The following is a 14,236-nucleotide window of genomic DNA, read 5'->3' as shown; positions in this document are numbered from 1 at the left end:
ATTGCTGCGACGATTATTAACAAATTAGAAAATCCAGGTGGTTCAAGCCGGTGCTAAAAGATTAAATTATTTAGCCGGTTCTACAGTAGTTTTTGACGAAGTGGTGCAAGATAATACAAAAAAATTTGGTAATAAAGCGTTTTGGCCGAACGAAGTTTTAGAAATCTTAAATTGTGACTTTGATTATAAATCATCTTAGTTAATGAATATTTTACAATGAAAATACGGTTATGTTGGGAAGTACAATTAACAAAACCCACCTGCGTGATTGAGTGACAAATGCGTTTCCGGCCATAAAAACGACATGAATGTGCATTTTTTAACGTATCGGCAGGCAAAAAAAAACGTTTCTGAAGTACGGATTATAGCATCTTGCCGCGCTTTATCGATTGAAACCAGAACGGCTCTTCTGCTTATAGTCGCTGACGTCCCGTTCATGGGCGGAGGAGCAAGACTCACGCTCTTCAGTCGTTGATTACATGAGCGCTGTAAGTACCGTTATTGGCGCCTGGCAAGGGGAGTGCCGGACGGTCCTGTCAGCTTCCGTTCGCCGGAAGTGGTCTGGCTGACTTTTGGCTGGCACAACGGCAAAAAGAAAAAGCCTCGTCGTGTGACGAGGCTTCTCTGGTGATCCGGCTGGGATTCAAGGTCTTCTTATAAGAAGTTCATTTAGACCGATATACATAGCGTTATACTATATATATATTACGACGTAACCGCGCATGTACCCTCAGTGCTGGCAAAAAAATAGCCGGAGCTATTTTTAAGCGATCTGGTAATCATTTACCTCCTCTTCGCTTTTTCTTGCGAAGGCAGGATGGACAATAATCTTTGGGTCGTCATGCCGGTCATCTGCTGTTACGTCGCTAGACTTTCCCACCAGAGCGTCAATAGTCCGTTGCATGCCCTCAAGTAGCTTATCCTTATTCTCTAACTGTCTGTCTTTATTTTCTAATTGCCTGTCTTTTGCCAAGAGTTGTTGGTTTTTTTGATTCAACTCTTCTTTAAAGACTTTTCTAAGTTCGTCTAAAACTTGTTCCCCGAAAGCACCTCCGTCGCCCGATTTCCTTTTATATGTATTAGAGGGCTGATCATAAAAGAAACCTACCTGAATCTCAAAGAATTCGGCAATTTTAGCAAGCCTGATTGCCGAAAAGGAGTTCTGCTTCATCATGTTATCGAAGCCTTGCGCAGTCATTTCGAGAAAGTCATATAGGCTCTTTTTCGTCTTGCCTGACTCTCTGATTAATAAATCGACTTTTTCAGAAAAGTTGTAATCCATTGTTAATCAGGATATTTATAGTGAATACCTAATTAAACTTTAAAAAAATTACATTTTTACTTGCAATCTGTTTAAAGTTAACATTATATTTGCTGCTGTTATTGCTACAGGACATGTAACAAACGTTGTAACAAATATTGCAGCAATATAAACAGAAATAGCAAGATATATGCTTTAGCGGTCGAAAAAGCCTATGAGCACCTTACAACAACATTATGAACGGCTCCGCCAGACCGACCTGGACCGATGGAACGAGATGAACTCGGTACTCGTCCGGCAGAGTCTGAAAGATGGTAACTGCCTGATCTACTTTGAGCGGTCGGTGCTGGGTAAGGAGCGGAAGAATCCGGAAAAGATCGACCTGCGGGTATTGCCCGGCTGGATACTGCATTGCTTGGTTGGCTTCCTTGGCTTCACCTGGGAGGACATCTGGAGCAACCGGATTCCGGAGCTGGAGCAGCTGGAGCTGGAAATTGAAAAAGCCGGGTAGTGACAGCTGCCCGGCCATAAATAAAGTGGTGTCGCTAAATGTCGGCTAAATACCGGCGACCATTTGCGGTCAGTTTTGCGCCGTAGGGGGTTAGGAAAATGAGGCCGTCGTCCGAAAGGCGGTCTAGGATAGCCCGGCCCTGCTCAATGAGCTTAATATGTTCGGTTTCCTGGTTTCTGTAATAGACATACAGGAATTCATAAACGGAGCCGGAAGGATAATTCCCTTTCTGCAGAAAGTGTAAGTATTCAGTGTCAAGCTTGTCTTGTTCACTGGCATTGGGAGCCACTATTGGCTCACGGATCGGGTCTGGACCGATCATGTTTTTGTAGGTCATGGTTGTGGATGTCGGGGTGCTTAGTCTCGTCCCGACATCTTACCAAACGAAGACTAAAAGCCTTTTATTGTCATGGCGCGACGCATTTTGACCACAGGAAAGACAAAAAACGCCTTATGGAGTCTATATGAGAGCGCTGATCCACTGGTACGGATGGAGATATTTCTGGAGTTAAAGAAAAACTCATTAGAGCGCCACTGGCGATCTGTTGCAAGTTATAGCCATTATGATCTTCGCCATGCTCCGTGGCCACTACGTGATGTATTTGTGCGGTTGATACCCGAAAGTAAAGCGTTATTTGAACAGCACCATGAAACCAAAGCGACTCAGTAAAACCAAGCGCGACCTGATTCGGTCGGTCGAGCGCGAGGTAGCCCGGAACGAACGTTTCCGGAAAGAACTGGAAGAAACGGAACGAGCCAGAACCCTAAAATCGGTTTAACTATGCCAACGTGGTATCAGGGTAGTATCAAGTACCAGAAAGAGGAAATCGTCACCGACCGGCAGGGCGATCAGGTGAAGATGAAAACCATCACTGAGTTTTACCTGCTGGATGCGGTGAGTTACACCGACGCCGAAGCGCGTTTGTATCAGGAAACGGCTGATAATACGCCGGAGTTTACGGTGGGCAAAATCAGCAAAATGAAGCTGGCCGATGTCTTTTTTATTGACGAAGGAGGCGAAACCTGGTATAAATGCAAGGTTGTTTTTACGACTGAAGATGACAAAGGCCGCGAGAAGAAGCTGGTCAATCTGATGCTGATCAACGCAGAGTCGGTCAAACAGGCCTATGAACGTCTGGAGACGAGTCTGAAGAGAATTCTGATGCCTTACGAGATTACCGACATTAACCGCACGCCCATACTGGATATTTTCCCTTACGAAGAAAATGGAGAAGGCAATTCAGATACTTAGCCGGCTGTGGCTGGTGTTCGTCGAACGGATCTATCCGGCGCCGCCGGGATTGTTTGTGCTGGGCGTGTTCATTGTCAGCCTGGTTCTGATTCAGCTGGTTCAGCTGCTGGTAGCCAAAGCCCATGACCGTAAACGACTTAAAGACCTGTTTAAAGACCTGTAACGTATATGCGTACCGTTGAGCAGCTTTTAGCACTGGAAAATCCTGATGCGTTTACGTGGGAGCAGCGCTGTGAGATCGTGGAAGAAGCTGATAAGCACATCGATCAGATGCAGGGCAGCATTACCCAGATGCATCCCCAGTGTCAGGCTTATGCCAGCCTGAGGCCACAACTGGAGAGTCTCCAGCGAAAGCGTCAGATCTTCCGGCTCTGGGCATCCACAACCCGAAAGTTCGGTGAAGTAGGTCTTAAACGGAGCGCATAATGGTACCGTCCCGACGAACAGCGGCACTGACCCGGATGGAGGAGCTGATGGAACGCATGCACGGCGTAGCCGCCAGCGACGAATCCATACAGCGGTCGATTCTGAACCTGCTGGGCATAGCCGCCCATAACGCAGGGGTTGCCGTCGGGGACTGGTTCCGGGAATATTATACAAAGAAATCAGGAGCGGGCCTGGCCGGTGGTCTCTGTACGGACGGGAATGCCGGGGCTCATGGAAAAGGTGGTGCGTGTGTGTACCCGCCTGCACCGGTCGTCAGGGAAGCGCCGGCCGCGCCTGCTCCGCAAGTACTGCCCGCCAGCGGGCTGGAGTGCCCCAAATGCGGGAGAGTCTTTGGTTCACCGGCGGCCCTGAAGGGCCACCAGAAAAAACACCGGTATGAATGAGCTTCGTCTGGCCTATCAAAAGTGGCTGATCTGGAAGCGGCGGGCGGAGTGGTTCGCCGGTCTTCCGAAATGGGCTTACCGGCTGCTGGGCGGCCACGCAACCTACAGCTTTCTCCTGTTTTGGGAGGATATGGCAGAGGCTGATTTTCTGGAAATTGAAATGAGTTATCACTAATGGAAACAACCGTTACGTTCAGGTCACTATCAGTGCTGTTTCTGCCGGAGCAGTGCACAACAGAACCGAAAGATTTCTTCGGGGTATCGGCCGAGTATGACCAAAAATTAACTGCCTGCATTCAGGAAGCCTCTAACCGTGCGTTTCGTCGCTTTGCCGCGAAAGCAGATCATGCCACCTGCGTTCAGACGGTAATGCGTGACCTTACTGCTCTGGTCGACGAGAGGTGCCCGCCTAAAAGCGCTGCCGAGCTGGCGCATGTATTTTACCTTGCCGGTATGGCCACCTATCACATCAACCGCACAATTGATGACCGACTGAAAATGGCCGCAGTTATGCAGGAAATCGGCCGTCCGGATCCAAACAATAACCCGGCCGGGTGGCATAAAAATGCAGGTGTGGCCTGATACCATTGAAGGACTCTGCCAGCGGATCAGACACATGATAGCCGAGCGCGAAGCGGATGCTATGAGTCATCGACGGCCGTCGGCGGTGGATATCCGGGAGGCCGACGAGCTGAAAAAAATATTAAGTCAGGTACGGAAAGCCTATGTACAGGCTGTACCGGACTGGAAGAGCGAATAGGTAAAGGGTTAAACGTAGTTTCAAACGGTAGGTTAGTCTGGGCCGGCCATCTTGAGCCGGCCTAAGATTCTCAGCAGTTCACAGGAGTACACGGAATATAGCCGGTCTGCCGGCGGAATCCGGTTCGGTTCAGCCGCGCGTCAGGATTATCTGGCCGGACAGATTTTTTACTGCGGGATAGAGCAGATGGAAGCTCGGGAGTATGGTACGCCATCGCGGTCATAAGCTCCAGGTCGCCGGTTCGAGTCCGGCTCCCGCAACCAACCCCACGCGGGGCGTTAAATGGTGTGGATATAGTCGTACTGCCGGGCCGGAATCGCAAAGGCCGGTCCGGCCAGTATAGTCCCGCCGAAAAATTTTCTGTGCTTTAATACGTCAGGTCTGGACGGGCCGTTTCGGCCCGCTCAGCTTCAGGAAAATACTCCCGCATAGGCAAAGGGTAAGTCGCCGGACAGCATCAGGTGTCGATGTCAGAAAACCTGTCCGGAGGTGCCGGTTCGACCCCGGCTGCAGGGAGCTAAATCCGTTTGCCAGGGTTTAAGGGAAAATTACAAGACGTAGTTTGGATAGGCCGGGATCACTGGTCCCGGCCCCATCTTGATGCCGTCTATGGAGAAGCAGCCGACGGCTGCCGCAGCGGGTTCGACTCCCGGAGCATCACCACCGAAGTAGGCCACAGCAGAGCTGTCTATTTCCGGGCCTGTCCCTCCGAAGGGGATGGGCCCAAATTCAACGACTTTTCAGTTCATTATGCGTAAACCAGTACGTTTACCGATTTCACAGGGCGATATGCTGCTACGCTGGCACAAACAGGTGCAGCAGCTGAACGAGGCGGTTCCGGTGCAGTATTACACCACTACCCGCCGTGGCCGGCCGGTTCAGATTCCCTGGCAGCCCAAAGAGATTTCTGCCAACGTGAAAGCCACCGGCGAGCGGCTGATCAAGGATTATGTCACCTACTGCGAAGCCCTGTTCATTAAGGCCGGCAAGGCGGCCTTTCTGGATCCGGCCGGTAATCCGCAGCTGCCGCCGCTGTTTACCAATTCCGTCAAAATCGGTGAGCGCCGCTCCCTGTCTGACCGGCAGGCCCGCGACCACGTCAGAAAGCTCCAGAAGGTCGGTCTGGTGAGCTTCTACAAGTGGCACGGCTCGCGCTCTGATTATGAAATCCGGATCAACGAGCAGGTGCTTTTCGGGCCCAAACAGGCCGAATTCTGGGAGCTGGTCGGTATTGCACAATTGCATGTGGATAGCGTTGTTTCTCAGACAGAAATACCGCAATTCGCTCAGTCATCAACGGAGCTTTCCTCCGCATACCAAGTCACTGTAACATACAGAGACAAAGAAACTGAAACATATAAACGTGGAAATGTGCACAGCGACAAGCAGCATACGCGCCTTATGTCTGAGCACAGCGACAATTACAGCGACACCGAACGGCCGCAGCAGAGGCAACTGACAGAAAGTCAGTCCCAACCTTCGGACAGCGCCGGAAACGGAGACAAGGGGCCGGGGGGGGCGCGGGCGGTGGAAAACGCAGTGGAAAACCCAAACGGGGCCGGTGCGAGGCTGAAAGCGAGGCTCACGGGTACACAGCGGCCCCGGCCGTCGATGAGCGAGCAAAAACGGCTGGAAATGCGCGAAGGCTATGTGCGCAGTTTCTGGGCGTATGCCAGACAGGTGCTCTACACCGCCCGCCGGTGGTCAGAGCAGGAAGAACGGGTCATTCTGCGCAGCATTCTCTTCGGCGTGTACGGCAATTTCCAGTCACCGCTCACCGACCGCGAATGGGACGGGTTTCAGGATAAGCTCTTTAAGCGCGTGGATCTGGTGGCGGCTTATTACCAGCGCCATCCGGACAAGTGGATTCCCGAGCCGTATGCGCAGGTAAAATCCGGAACGGGATTCTTTGACTGGGAAAACCTGCGCGGATTCCGGGCAACGGCCGGCTGGATCGACGAGAATTACCGCCATTACCGCCAGTCGTACGTTTCCCAGCGGGTGAGTCTGGCCGTCCGCAACCTGCACCGCCACCGCGTCGGCCGCGCCCCGAAGCAGCTTCAGCTGAAGACCTATATCGAGGCCTACCGGTTCCTTGAAAATCAGATTGCCCGCTACGGGGAAGCCGCCCTGAAGCGCTTCCACGAACTGGCAGCCGGTATCGGCGTGGATCTGAGACCAAATCAACCAATGTAACATTTTAAACCAGTTATAATCCATGACAATAAGCACACACCCCCCCGCATCACCCAAACCGCAGAATCCCGGCGCGGCCGATCCGCTGAAGCAGGAGGCCTGCATTCAGGTCGTCGTCCGGTTCATCGACGGGAACTCGGTTCTGCGCTACTCGTACGATGTGCAGCACCGGGGAAAGAAGATATACCAGAATGTCGGTTACTGGACATCGCTGTGGCAGAAGAAAATCGAATTCGAAACGCCGCCGGGCTGGAAGGGCAGGGTAGAAGCTGCGGCCATTTTTCATAGCTTTGACGGTAACCGGGGAGACAAGATCTGCCAGTTTGAACGACGGGCGGGCTGGACATGGAACCGGCATAACTGATCGGACTATGAATCTTGAATTACACCTGTATCCGGCCGAGCGGCTGGCCCTGGCCGAGTTTCTTAAACGGCACCTGCAGTATATCTACGTTACGGAGACCCGGAAGCTGACCATCGAGGTGCTGGTGCTACAGGAGTACGTGCAGCAGCGGTCGGCGTGGAATCTGGAGAGCTGGCACCGCAAACGCCACAACAAGCGCTTCCGGTTTAAGATCAGGCTGGTGGTAGCCAAAGTGCTGCACCAGCTGATGCAGCGGGTTCCGCTTTCAGTGGCCGAGCAGTCTTTCCTCAATCAGCTGGATATTGCCCTGGTTAATCTGGGCAACCGGCCGCTGAGCGTATATCAGGTAATTCTCAGTCAGCTGCCGGCCATTGTAAAAAGTCAGCTTCAGGATGATATATCCCGTCAGGACCCACCTGTTGGCCTGGATCAATGATCAGTACGGTAACCGGATGAATATCTGTCACCGGCTGGAGTTCTGCGCCAACAATGAGTGCCTGGCAGCACTGGAGGGCAGATGGCCGGATTTTCACTATATGGTCCGCGGGGCGTCGTTTCTGGTGCTGCCTGCCCGGAAACTGCTGAAAGCGGAAAACTACCGGGTAACCTACGATCAGCTGGGGAAAAGTCCGGAAGTATATAATCCCGAAGGGGTCTCCGATCCGGTGCGGATTGAGCTGAGTACCTACAGCTGGGTGGGCCTGCTGCAATTTCTGTCAGCTCATCCGGAGTGGTATACAGACGGAATCCACAGGGATCTGTTACCGGTGGAAACGCTGACAGCTGAAGGGCTGGCGGCCGTGATGAAAACGGTAGCCGGCTGCGATTACGCAACTTAATTTCTCACAATAAAAAAAGCCCCGGGTATCGCTTCCAACAACTACCCGGGGCCAACTTCAAAAACCATGACAAACGTACGGAAAACAACGCAACCGGCCAAAGCCGATCAGGTCGCTGTGTACCTGCTGGCAGCAAAAGCCCGCCTTGCTGCCAGGCAAATCAATAATCCGGAGCTGATCCGGGAGGCCGAAAACATCATGCAGCACATTCAGAAACGCCTCTGTCAACATCAACGCAACTAAACATGGAAGGTATCAAAATTGACTTCACCTACGAGGCCATTGTCCGGATCGACGCAACGGCCACCCAAAGTGGCACCACCAGTGCGCGACAGGTCGAAGTGGAATACAGCCATAACCTGCCATTGGACCAGTGGCATGACGGTGAAGGCCGGTATACAGAAATGGGGATTAATGCCCTGCTGTTCGGGTTCTGCAACGGCGTAACGGCGATAATCCATAATGCCGGCCAGCTGAATGGTATGGATGCGGCCGAACTTTTCCGCAAGGCTATTTCGATTATGGAAAGTCAGTTTGTTTCACAGGTTAAGGTTTCAATGCTTCAGAAAGATGAACGGAACACTTATTAATTCCACTGTCCCCGCTGAGCTGGAGGCGCTGCTTATGCCCGTGGGGAAACTAATACCGGTTCCCGCAGCGGATCTGGCCCGCTTCAGCCAGGAGCAGCTGTCGGCATTCTGTCACAAGCATGCAGTGTATCAGCTGCCGACCACGGAACTGATCCGTTTTCTGGAAGACGAGATCGGCGACCGCACGGCCATTGAGATCGGAGCCGGCAACGGGGCGGTCGGCCGTGCGCTGGGGATCCCCGTCACTGATTCCTGTTTACAGCAAAGCAATCTGCCGGGCGTCAGAGAACTGTACGATCTGAACGGCATCCCCCGAGTTCAGTATCCGGATGACGTGCTGAAGATAACCGGTAATCATGCGGTGATGCAGATGAAGCCTCAGGTTGTGGTGGGCTGCTGGATTACCGAGCGGTTTAATACGGAAACCGGTAAGGGTAATGTGTACGGCGTCGATGAGCTTCAGCTGGCCCGGCACACACAGACGTATATTCATGTGGGCAATGAACTGACTCACGGCGATAAGGGCCTGTTGAAAAAATACTACTACGAGGAAGTGAAGGCCGGCTGGCTCTACTCGCGCAGCATGCAGAAGGAGCACAACGTGATCTACATCTTCAATTTTCTGCGGGATGGAAAATAGCGATTTCCGCGTGCTGGTACTCCAGTACTGGCACGCAAAGCAGAAATATCAGCAGCACAGGCACCCGGAGAATAAGCGGATCATGGACAAGTTTGAGGCCATGATCGATAAGGAACTGGCCGCTGATCTGGCAAAACTAAATCAGACACCCACAAGTCAAACCTCTATATTCTGATGACCATCCAGACTTACACGGATATATTAATTACAGACTTTGCAACTGAACTGGTAAATGAAGCAGAGCACCAGAAGCAAGCCGACCCTGATCTACAGAAGTCCAATCTGTTCATCGACGTACTTTTTCTGATGGGCGAGATTGCCGCCCTGGAACGGCAGGCCCGGCCCCATCACGAGGTATATCCTGTTTCGCGCAGGCTGGCCGGCTATCTCATCCGCTATCTTGAGATGATGAGTCTGACTGTTAATCTGCACAAGACACCGGCGGAGATCGTAAGCAATTTTCTGAAAACCGGAAAACTCCGGCCCGGTGAAATCGGGGATTCGCTGAAACTGCTGACCAGCGAGGCGGGATACATGATGGTTGAAGAAGATAATGACCGTTTCCGGTCGCTGAATTGTATTACCTGGCATGCGATTCAGGCGTGTTTTACTGAATTTATCCACATTTATCCTGAAGCGGAATGATCAGAGAGCATTTTCTTTTCGAAAGACGCTATGGTCACCCGATGGCCATCGAGCACCCGGTTATTCTGATCGTAATTATCCTGATCTGTCTGATGCTGATCCTGTGGATTCTGTCATCTACCCGGACAGTGGTTTATCACGGTCTGAATAAGTGCGACCATGCGGTATTTATCATCGATGACAGATTTCACGGTGTACTCATCAGCTACCGGGCGAATTCAGCTGGGCTGACTGATACGGTAGTCTGCTACAAAACAAGGGCCTACGCCACGCCGGCTGAAGCTGCCCGCGCCATTGAACGGGTATTTCCCGCGCTACCTAAAAGAGTGCATAAGGAAAGTACCGCCAGCAGGTAAAGTAGTGCCGGACTAACAAAGCATACTTTCCTGAAGCCGTTATACAAAACGGCTTCAGGAAAGTATTACTTAATATCCGGTTTGTAGCCGGGCACCGGATTTCTGAATGATTCTGCCGGCTTTATAATACATAATGTACTCTGCCGTTCCCGTGGTGTTGTCCGGTATTGTGACCGTATGGCGTATGCCGACAGTATCTGTTTTATCCGGTATTCTGCGGGCTGACCAGGTATCGGGATTATCCCAGTTACCGTTGGTAACCGAGTAAATGGTTGCAGAACGGGTTAAGGAAGGAGGCAGCACATAAACGATACTTTGAACTTCCTGGCAATCGGATCTGTCAGGGAGTAGCTGGACCATATACATATCATTTGGGGTTAAGCCGGACATGCTGGCCGTGGGTGCTTTTTTGATAGATATCGATTGTGCGTCAGATCGTGAGCGATTTAATGATAAATAATAAATTTTTGTATCAAAGCCTATGGCACTATCGCTAAGGGTCATAGCTAATGAGGTAGATGACAGTGAGCTGATTGTATTGTCAGGCCAAATAAAGCCGCACTGAGTATTGGTACTAACTACACTGAAAAAGTTTTGAGCGCCTGGGCAGTTAGACTTAACTTCTACCTGATATGTCCGGAATGGCTTAAGTCCTTTGATTGTATATCTATTGGTATTAACAGTTGCACTGCCTTGCCAGGGCTGATTGAACTCTGCCCATCGAATAGTGTAACTTGTTCCTGTTTCCGGGCCTCCCCACCTTACACCTACACTTGTAGGCGTTTTAATTACTTCACTTAAATATCCAATGTAGCCGCATTGTGTTAAAAATGTTTGTGTATCTGAGAAGGATGAAGTACTGCCATCAGAGCAAAATGCCTGAACCTTTGCGTCATAAATTGTATACGGAGAGAGACCTGAGAGTTTATAAAAAGCTTTACCTGTATAACCCGGTGATACGTACTTTGATACATTCCAGTCGGTTGTACCAAGTTTGCGCCATGAGATTTGATACTTAACCCCGGGAAGACCTGACCAGTATATTTCGGCATCAGTATTAGTAGCATAAGAGATGCCGCTGAAAAAAAACTTATTAGAACATTCTGTAATAAACGTTTGAATGGTGGAAAAGTCAGAAATCATGTCCCGTCCACAACGAGATGCTACACGCCATTCATAGGTCTTACCAGCCATTAAGCCTGTCAGGTAATAATGGTCACCCTCTATAGTATCAGTAACCCACTCCGACTGGCCCTGAGATCGCCATTGCAGTATGTACTTTTCATCTTCCCATCTGTTCCAGTCCAAAATCGCGGCACCACCTTCAACGGAATAATAATTCAGGCTTACAGGAGGATTACATGAACCGGTTCGCATGGTAAAGATCGGAGACCAATCTGATGAAGTCTGACTGTTACATTGTACTCTGACACGCCACTCATACTGCGTGTTTGGGTTAACGCCGGGAAGGGTTGTTTCTGCTACTGTAGTTGTCATGCTATTGGTCCAGGTGCTTTGCCCTGACTGACGATACTGCACTTCGTATAGCAGGCCACTTCCTAAGGACTGCCAGGCTATCACGAATGTTTTTTTTTGATATCCGTACTTTGGCGCAGTACAGATGGTTGAGAAGTTTATAAAGTTAGTTATTGATGAAGAACCATCTGAGCAATTGATTTGAATGAAACTTTGATACGCCTGATTAGGCGATAGGCCTGTCAGGTTAAATGGCGATGTAGTTAAATTGCTGATAGATAGAAAGGGAGCACTGTTGCCGGACCGATAAAATAATGAATACTTTACATCCGGTTCTGCTATCCAGTTAAAGGTTGCCTGATTTAAAGATGATGAAACCTCTAATAAACTGGGTATACGGCAAGACGTAGTCGTAGTATAACTGGATGTAAATGTAGAAACATCATTCCGGTCGCAGGCAGTCTGTAGCTGAATCTCATAATTAGTATAACCTGTAAGTTTGTTGAGTGTATATACATTCTCCAGATCAGGGGCCTCAATACCAGTTATGACTGTCCAGTTTGACGGGCTGGTGGTGGGCCTATAGCGAAGGTTATAGGTATAATACCTGCTCCCTGTCCATTGTAGTTTAATAGTATTACTTGTAGGTGATTCTCCGTAAATTATGTTTGTCGCGCTGCAGGTTGTTGTAAATTGTCTTGACGGAGTGAAATCTGAAAACGTACCGTTGTTGCAATTTTTCTGGATTTGCCATTCATAAGTACGCCCTTTCTCCAGGTTCTCAAGCGTAAACGCTGTACAGCAAATGTTCGTTGCTGTTTGCCAGTCAGTTGCCCCGACGGCTCTCCACCGCAAATTATAATCTCCGGTATTATATATATGAAACCATTTAACAGTTGCCTTGTAGGAGCCAACATCTTCTGACAAGCCTGTTGGTATTCCACAGGCCAAAAAAGCAGTTTCAGCCTGCAGGCTATCATCTGTTAAATTATTTGGAGTAGTAGTACTACTGAACGTGCTATGATCACTAATAGAACTGACGGATGCTTTTTCGTAAAGCGAAGGGTTGTCAGTTCCGGAAATAACCTGTTGGGTTTGTCCCAAAAGCGGATAAGTGATCAGTAGTAGCAAAAAGGCATTCAGGTGGAAAAAGCGGATGAGTAGATGATGCTTTAATGAGATAGTAACTGGTTGTGAATGCATAAACCGGAATTATTGGATGTGTTTACGAGTGGAATTGAATTGAAAAATCCTGCAAAAGTAAGTGAAAATCCTGCTAATATATTGGTTAAAGCTGTTTGCAACTGTGACAAGAGCCGGTAGCTGAGTAAACTGCATGGTACAGTTCGGTTTGATAAAATGCAGGATTGCCGGTACCACTGGCGCGTTATTTGTGTAATCTGTACGCGAACACATTGGAAGTGCCGGCTGTTTTCGTTATATTATGACTATATTCCCCATTCATGACAGCTAATACTTCCCTGCACTACACGGTACCCGTATTGCCGCGCGTGCGTAAATTTCTCAGCGTAAAACTGGAGGGTAATCCCCTTGTCGCCCACGTGGACAATCCCCCGTTCGGCTCGATTCTGTGGGCGCTCTGTCAGATCGAAAAAACTACCGTAGTGGTCGGCCGCCATCAGCGCGATCACCGCCGGATTTACTTCGAGGCGCAGTACAGCGACAAACTGCACGTACTGATAGCCGGCCGTCATCATACCCGGCGCAACCTGCTGCTCAATCAGCTGGAGGCAGGTATTTTTAACCGGCTGGTGCTGCACAGCATGCACAATGAACTGGTGCAGCTGCTGGCCGCTAATGACCGGCGGTGTCAGTCCGATGCGGAAGTGCTGCGCGCCTGGGTGGACCGCTACGATCTCTCGGAAGACGACGTCACGGAAGACAGCCTGATGCACATCTACAAGCGGGTCCGCAGCGGGGTGCAGCACGCCTTTTCAGCGACCGTGCCGCAAATGCCGGAACCCGGCCCGTTTTCCTGAGCCTGGCGGCGATAGCTTCGCCCTATGCAGGATCTTCTTTATTCCAACACCGATAATCCGGGCAGCCTGGTCAGCGTTCAGGTATGCCCGACTTTTGGCTTTGCGTCCTTCCCCGCAGCGGCCGACGGGCAGGTCAGCGCCGCCGTTTCCTTCCGGCAGGGCTACCGCTGGTTTACCATTTATTCGACGGCCAATACGCCGGGCTTCGAGGAGCCGGAAGACGAGACGGACAACGGCCCCGTCTGGATGCCGAAAATCTCCCTGTTTCTGCCGTCTGACAATGCCGCCTACCGGCGGGAGCTGTTCCGCTGGGCTAATTACCGGTTCGTTGCGCAGATCTACGATCAGGCCGGCATTTACCGGCGCGTAGGGACAATTATCGAACCGCTCTCGCTGAAATCGGCCTTCAATACCGGCAGCGCCGTTCCCGACCGCAGGGGTTACAGCATTACCCTGTCGGGCAGCACGACTACACCGGCGCCGGTCATTATCTGATCGCCACCGAAAGTATGGCAG

The 14,236-nt window shown here is 50.6% G+C and carries 26 protein-coding genes and 1 tRNA gene; 24 read left to right on the top strand and 3 right to left on the bottom strand.

The genetic code is table 11. The features are described from left to right. Positions 1-37: 37 nt before the first annotated feature. Positions 38-199, top strand: a complete 162-nt coding sequence (locus BLX24_RS32795) for a hypothetical protein (RefSeq protein ID WP_177225897.1) — start codon at positions 38-40, stop codon at positions 197-199. 564 nt (positions 200-763) lie between these two features. Here BLX24_RS32795 and BLX24_RS22870 read toward each other — a convergent pair. Further along, positions 764-1,282: a hypothetical protein gene (locus BLX24_RS22870; protein ID WP_071505541.1), complete on the bottom strand. Its 519-nt coding sequence runs from the start codon at positions 1,280-1,282 to the stop codon at positions 764-766. A gap of 193 nt (positions 1,283-1,475) precedes the next feature. Here BLX24_RS22870 and BLX24_RS22865 point away from each other — a divergent pair, with 193 nt between their 5' ends. Further along, entirely contained in the window at positions 1,476-1,772 is a 297-nt protein-coding gene (locus BLX24_RS22865; RefSeq protein WP_071505540.1) for a hypothetical protein, read from the top strand. Between the two features lie 34 nt (positions 1,773-1,806). Here the strand turns inward: BLX24_RS22865 and BLX24_RS22860 are convergent, their stop codons facing one another. Beyond that, positions 1,807-2,109: a hypothetical protein gene (locus BLX24_RS22860; RefSeq protein ID WP_071505539.1), complete on the bottom strand. Its 303-nt coding sequence runs from the start codon at positions 2,107-2,109 to the stop codon at positions 1,807-1,809. 72 nt (positions 2,110-2,181) lie between these two features. Between BLX24_RS22860 and BLX24_RS32235 the strand changes: the two genes are divergently transcribed. From BLX24_RS32235 to BLX24_RS22775, 20 genes are all read left to right on the top strand, one after another. Continuing rightward, positions 2,182-2,442: a hypothetical protein gene (locus BLX24_RS32235; RefSeq protein ID WP_143092765.1), complete on the top strand. Its 261-nt coding sequence runs from the start codon at positions 2,182-2,184 to the stop codon at positions 2,440-2,442. Further along, positions 2,420-2,551 carry a hypothetical protein gene (locus BLX24_RS33925; RefSeq protein WP_262482998.1) on the top strand — a complete coding sequence of 44 codons (132 nt, stop codon included), beginning with the start codon at positions 2,420-2,422 and terminating at the stop codon, positions 2,549-2,551. The genes BLX24_RS32235 and BLX24_RS33925 overlap by 23 nt, the downstream gene beginning before the upstream one ends. Before the next feature lie 2 nt (positions 2,552-2,553). After that, positions 2,554-3,024 (top strand): DUF4494 domain-containing protein, encoded by a 471-nt coding sequence (locus BLX24_RS22855; RefSeq protein ID WP_071505538.1) that lies wholly within the window; start codon positions 2,554-2,556, stop codon positions 3,022-3,024. Beyond that, entirely contained in the window at positions 2,999-3,187 is a 189-nt protein-coding gene (locus tag BLX24_RS22850) for a hypothetical protein (RefSeq protein WP_071505537.1), read from the top strand. Before BLX24_RS22855 ends, BLX24_RS22850 begins: the two co-directional genes overlap by 26 nt. A gap of 5 nt (positions 3,188-3,192) precedes the next feature. Next, positions 3,193-3,450 (top strand): hypothetical protein, encoded by a 258-nt coding sequence (locus tag BLX24_RS22845; protein WP_071505536.1) that lies wholly within the window; start codon positions 3,193-3,195, stop codon positions 3,448-3,450. Then, entirely contained in the window at positions 3,450-3,854 is a 405-nt protein-coding gene (locus tag BLX24_RS22840; RefSeq protein WP_071505535.1) for a C2H2-type zinc finger protein, read from the top strand. Before BLX24_RS22845 ends, BLX24_RS22840 begins: the two co-directional genes overlap by 1 nt. Beyond that, positions 3,847-4,029, top strand: coding sequence for a hypothetical protein (locus BLX24_RS22835; RefSeq protein WP_071505534.1), 183 nt, complete (start codon positions 3,847-3,849; stop codon positions 4,027-4,029). The genes BLX24_RS22840 and BLX24_RS22835 overlap by 8 nt, the downstream gene beginning before the upstream one ends. Further along, entirely contained in the window at positions 4,029-4,436 is a 408-nt protein-coding gene (locus BLX24_RS22830; protein ID WP_071505533.1) for a hypothetical protein, read from the top strand. Before BLX24_RS22835 ends, BLX24_RS22830 begins: the two co-directional genes overlap by 1 nt. Continuing rightward, positions 4,420-4,614 carry a hypothetical protein gene (locus BLX24_RS22825; RefSeq protein ID WP_071505532.1) on the top strand — a complete coding sequence of 65 codons (195 nt, stop codon included), beginning with the start codon at positions 4,420-4,422 and terminating at the stop codon, positions 4,612-4,614. Before BLX24_RS22830 ends, BLX24_RS22825 begins: the two co-directional genes overlap by 17 nt. Positions 4,615-4,785: 171 nt before the next feature. Then, positions 4,786-4,877, top strand: a tRNA-OTHER gene (locus BLX24_RS22820). 487 nt (positions 4,878-5,364) lie between these two features. Next, entirely contained in the window at positions 5,365-6,810 is a 1,446-nt protein-coding gene (locus BLX24_RS22815) for a hypothetical protein (protein WP_143092764.1), read from the top strand. A gap of 22 nt (positions 6,811-6,832) precedes the next feature. Beyond that, positions 6,833-7,174 carry a hypothetical protein gene (locus BLX24_RS22810; RefSeq protein ID WP_071505530.1) on the top strand — a complete coding sequence of 114 codons (342 nt, stop codon included), beginning with the start codon at positions 6,833-6,835 and terminating at the stop codon, positions 7,172-7,174. A 7-nt stretch (positions 7,175-7,181) separates the two neighbouring features. Then, a complete protein-coding gene (locus BLX24_RS22805; RefSeq protein ID WP_071505529.1) occupies positions 7,182-7,610 on the top strand; it encodes a hypothetical protein in 429 nt (142 codons plus the stop codon). Between the two features lie 16 nt (positions 7,611-7,626). Next, positions 7,627-8,013, top strand: a complete 387-nt coding sequence (locus tag BLX24_RS22800; RefSeq protein ID WP_143092763.1) for a hypothetical protein — start codon at positions 7,627-7,629, stop codon at positions 8,011-8,013. A gap of 66 nt (positions 8,014-8,079) precedes the next feature. After that, the gene (locus BLX24_RS32790; protein WP_177225896.1) at positions 8,080-8,256 is read left to right on the top strand and encodes a hypothetical protein; all 177 of its coding nucleotides are present in this window, start codon (positions 8,080-8,082) and stop codon (positions 8,254-8,256) included. Positions 8,257-8,258: 2 nt separating this feature from the next. Continuing rightward, the gene (locus BLX24_RS22795; RefSeq protein ID WP_071505527.1) at positions 8,259-8,603 is read left to right on the top strand and encodes a hypothetical protein; all 345 of its coding nucleotides are present in this window, start codon (positions 8,259-8,261) and stop codon (positions 8,601-8,603) included. Further along, positions 8,584-9,243: a hypothetical protein gene (locus BLX24_RS22790; protein ID WP_071505526.1), complete on the top strand. Its 660-nt coding sequence runs from the start codon at positions 8,584-8,586 to the stop codon at positions 9,241-9,243. The genes BLX24_RS22795 and BLX24_RS22790 overlap by 20 nt, the downstream gene beginning before the upstream one ends. After that, the gene (locus BLX24_RS22785) at positions 9,233-9,418 is read left to right on the top strand and encodes a hypothetical protein (RefSeq protein WP_071505525.1); all 186 of its coding nucleotides are present in this window, start codon (positions 9,233-9,235) and stop codon (positions 9,416-9,418) included. The genes BLX24_RS22790 and BLX24_RS22785 overlap by 11 nt, the downstream gene beginning before the upstream one ends. Further along, positions 9,418-9,888 (top strand): hypothetical protein, encoded by a 471-nt coding sequence (locus BLX24_RS22780; RefSeq protein ID WP_071505524.1) that lies wholly within the window; start codon positions 9,418-9,420, stop codon positions 9,886-9,888. The genes BLX24_RS22785 and BLX24_RS22780 overlap by 1 nt, the downstream gene beginning before the upstream one ends. Continuing rightward, complete coding sequence (locus BLX24_RS22775) at positions 9,885-10,244, top strand: hypothetical protein (protein ID WP_143092762.1); 360 nt, start codon at positions 9,885-9,887, stop codon at positions 10,242-10,244. The genes BLX24_RS22780 and BLX24_RS22775 overlap by 4 nt, the downstream gene beginning before the upstream one ends. 69 nt (positions 10,245-10,313) lie before the next feature. Here the strand turns inward: BLX24_RS22775 and BLX24_RS31775 are convergent, their stop codons facing one another. Next, entirely contained in the window at positions 10,314-12,923 is a 2,610-nt protein-coding gene (locus tag BLX24_RS31775) for a fibronectin type III domain-containing protein (RefSeq protein ID WP_083422125.1), read from the bottom strand. Between the two features lie 260 nt (positions 12,924-13,183). Between BLX24_RS31775 and BLX24_RS22760 the strand changes: the two genes are divergently transcribed. Both BLX24_RS22760 and BLX24_RS22755 read left to right on the top strand, forming a co-directional pair. Continuing rightward, on the top strand, positions 13,184-13,720 hold the full coding sequence (locus BLX24_RS22760; RefSeq protein WP_071505520.1) for a hypothetical protein: 537 nt from the start codon (positions 13,184-13,186) through the stop codon (positions 13,718-13,720). A gap of 24 nt (positions 13,721-13,744) precedes the next feature. Then, a complete protein-coding gene (locus BLX24_RS22755; protein ID WP_071505519.1) occupies positions 13,745-14,215 on the top strand; it encodes a hypothetical protein in 471 nt (156 codons plus the stop codon). Positions 14,216-14,236: the final 21 nt, after the last annotated feature.

It is taken from the genome of Arsenicibacter rosenii, assembly GCF_001870735.1.
Taxonomy (GTDB): Bacteria; Bacteroidota; Bacteroidia; order Cytophagales; family Spirosomataceae; genus Arsenicibacter; species Arsenicibacter rosenii.
Note: the sequence above shows the minus strand (reverse complement) of the source record. Positions and strands in the feature narration are given on the sequence as shown.

What these genes read in the sequence shown, in the direction of transcription:
- BLX24_RS22870 (WP_071505541.1), bottom strand. Translation starts at nt 1,282, where the DNA reads ATGGATTACAACTTTTCTGAAAAAGTCGATTTATTAATCAGAGAGTCA.
- BLX24_RS22865 (WP_071505540.1), top strand. Translation starts at nt 1,476, where the DNA reads ATGAGCACCTTACAACAACATTATGAACGGCTCCGCCAGACCGACCTG.
- BLX24_RS22860 (WP_071505539.1), bottom strand. Translation starts at nt 2,109, where the DNA reads ATGACCTACAAAAACATGATCGGTCCAGACCCGATCCGTGAGCCAATA.
- BLX24_RS32235 (WP_143092765.1), top strand. Translation starts at nt 2,182, where the DNA reads ATGGCGCGACGCATTTTGACCACAGGAAAGACAAAAAACGCCTTATGG.
- BLX24_RS33925 (WP_262482998.1), top strand. Translation starts at nt 2,420, where the DNA reads ATGAAACCAAAGCGACTCAGTAAAACCAAGCGCGACCTGATTCGGTCG.
- BLX24_RS22855 (WP_071505538.1), top strand. Translation starts at nt 2,554, where the DNA reads ATGCCAACGTGGTATCAGGGTAGTATCAAGTACCAGAAAGAGGAAATC.
- BLX24_RS22850 (WP_071505537.1), top strand. Translation starts at nt 2,999, where the DNA reads ATGGAGAAGGCAATTCAGATACTTAGCCGGCTGTGGCTGGTGTTCGTC.
- BLX24_RS22845 (WP_071505536.1), top strand. Translation starts at nt 3,193, where the DNA reads ATGCGTACCGTTGAGCAGCTTTTAGCACTGGAAAATCCTGATGCGTTT.
- BLX24_RS22840 (WP_071505535.1), top strand. Translation starts at nt 3,450, where the DNA reads ATGGTACCGTCCCGACGAACAGCGGCACTGACCCGGATGGAGGAGCTG.
- BLX24_RS22835 (WP_071505534.1), top strand. Translation starts at nt 3,847, where the DNA reads ATGAATGAGCTTCGTCTGGCCTATCAAAAGTGGCTGATCTGGAAGCGG.
- BLX24_RS22830 (WP_071505533.1), top strand. Translation starts at nt 4,029, where the DNA reads ATGGAAACAACCGTTACGTTCAGGTCACTATCAGTGCTGTTTCTGCCG.
- BLX24_RS22825 (WP_071505532.1), top strand. Translation starts at nt 4,420, where the DNA reads ATGCAGGTGTGGCCTGATACCATTGAAGGACTCTGCCAGCGGATCAGA.
- BLX24_RS22815 (WP_143092764.1), top strand. Translation starts at nt 5,365, where the DNA reads ATGCGTAAACCAGTACGTTTACCGATTTCACAGGGCGATATGCTGCTA.
- BLX24_RS22810 (WP_071505530.1), top strand. Translation starts at nt 6,833, where the DNA reads ATGACAATAAGCACACACCCCCCCGCATCACCCAAACCGCAGAATCCC.
- BLX24_RS22805 (WP_071505529.1), top strand. Translation starts at nt 7,182, where the DNA reads ATGAATCTTGAATTACACCTGTATCCGGCCGAGCGGCTGGCCCTGGCC.
- BLX24_RS22800 (WP_143092763.1), top strand. Translation starts at nt 7,627, where the DNA reads ATGAATATCTGTCACCGGCTGGAGTTCTGCGCCAACAATGAGTGCCTG.
- BLX24_RS32790 (WP_177225896.1), top strand. Translation starts at nt 8,080, where the DNA reads ATGACAAACGTACGGAAAACAACGCAACCGGCCAAAGCCGATCAGGTC.
- BLX24_RS22795 (WP_071505527.1), top strand. Translation starts at nt 8,259, where the DNA reads ATGGAAGGTATCAAAATTGACTTCACCTACGAGGCCATTGTCCGGATC.
- BLX24_RS22790 (WP_071505526.1), top strand. Translation starts at nt 8,584, where the DNA reads ATGAACGGAACACTTATTAATTCCACTGTCCCCGCTGAGCTGGAGGCG.
- BLX24_RS22785 (WP_071505525.1), top strand. Translation starts at nt 9,233, where the DNA reads ATGGAAAATAGCGATTTCCGCGTGCTGGTACTCCAGTACTGGCACGCA.
- BLX24_RS22780 (WP_071505524.1), top strand. Translation starts at nt 9,418, where the DNA reads ATGACCATCCAGACTTACACGGATATATTAATTACAGACTTTGCAACT.
- BLX24_RS22775 (WP_143092762.1), top strand. Translation starts at nt 9,885, where the DNA reads ATGATCAGAGAGCATTTTCTTTTCGAAAGACGCTATGGTCACCCGATG.
- BLX24_RS31775 (WP_083422125.1), bottom strand. Translation starts at nt 12,923, where the DNA reads ATGCATTCACAACCAGTTACTATCTCATTAAAGCATCATCTACTCATC.
- BLX24_RS22760 (WP_071505520.1), top strand. Translation starts at nt 13,184, where the DNA reads ATGACAGCTAATACTTCCCTGCACTACACGGTACCCGTATTGCCGCGC.
- BLX24_RS22755 (WP_071505519.1), top strand. Translation starts at nt 13,745, where the DNA reads ATGCAGGATCTTCTTTATTCCAACACCGATAATCCGGGCAGCCTGGTC.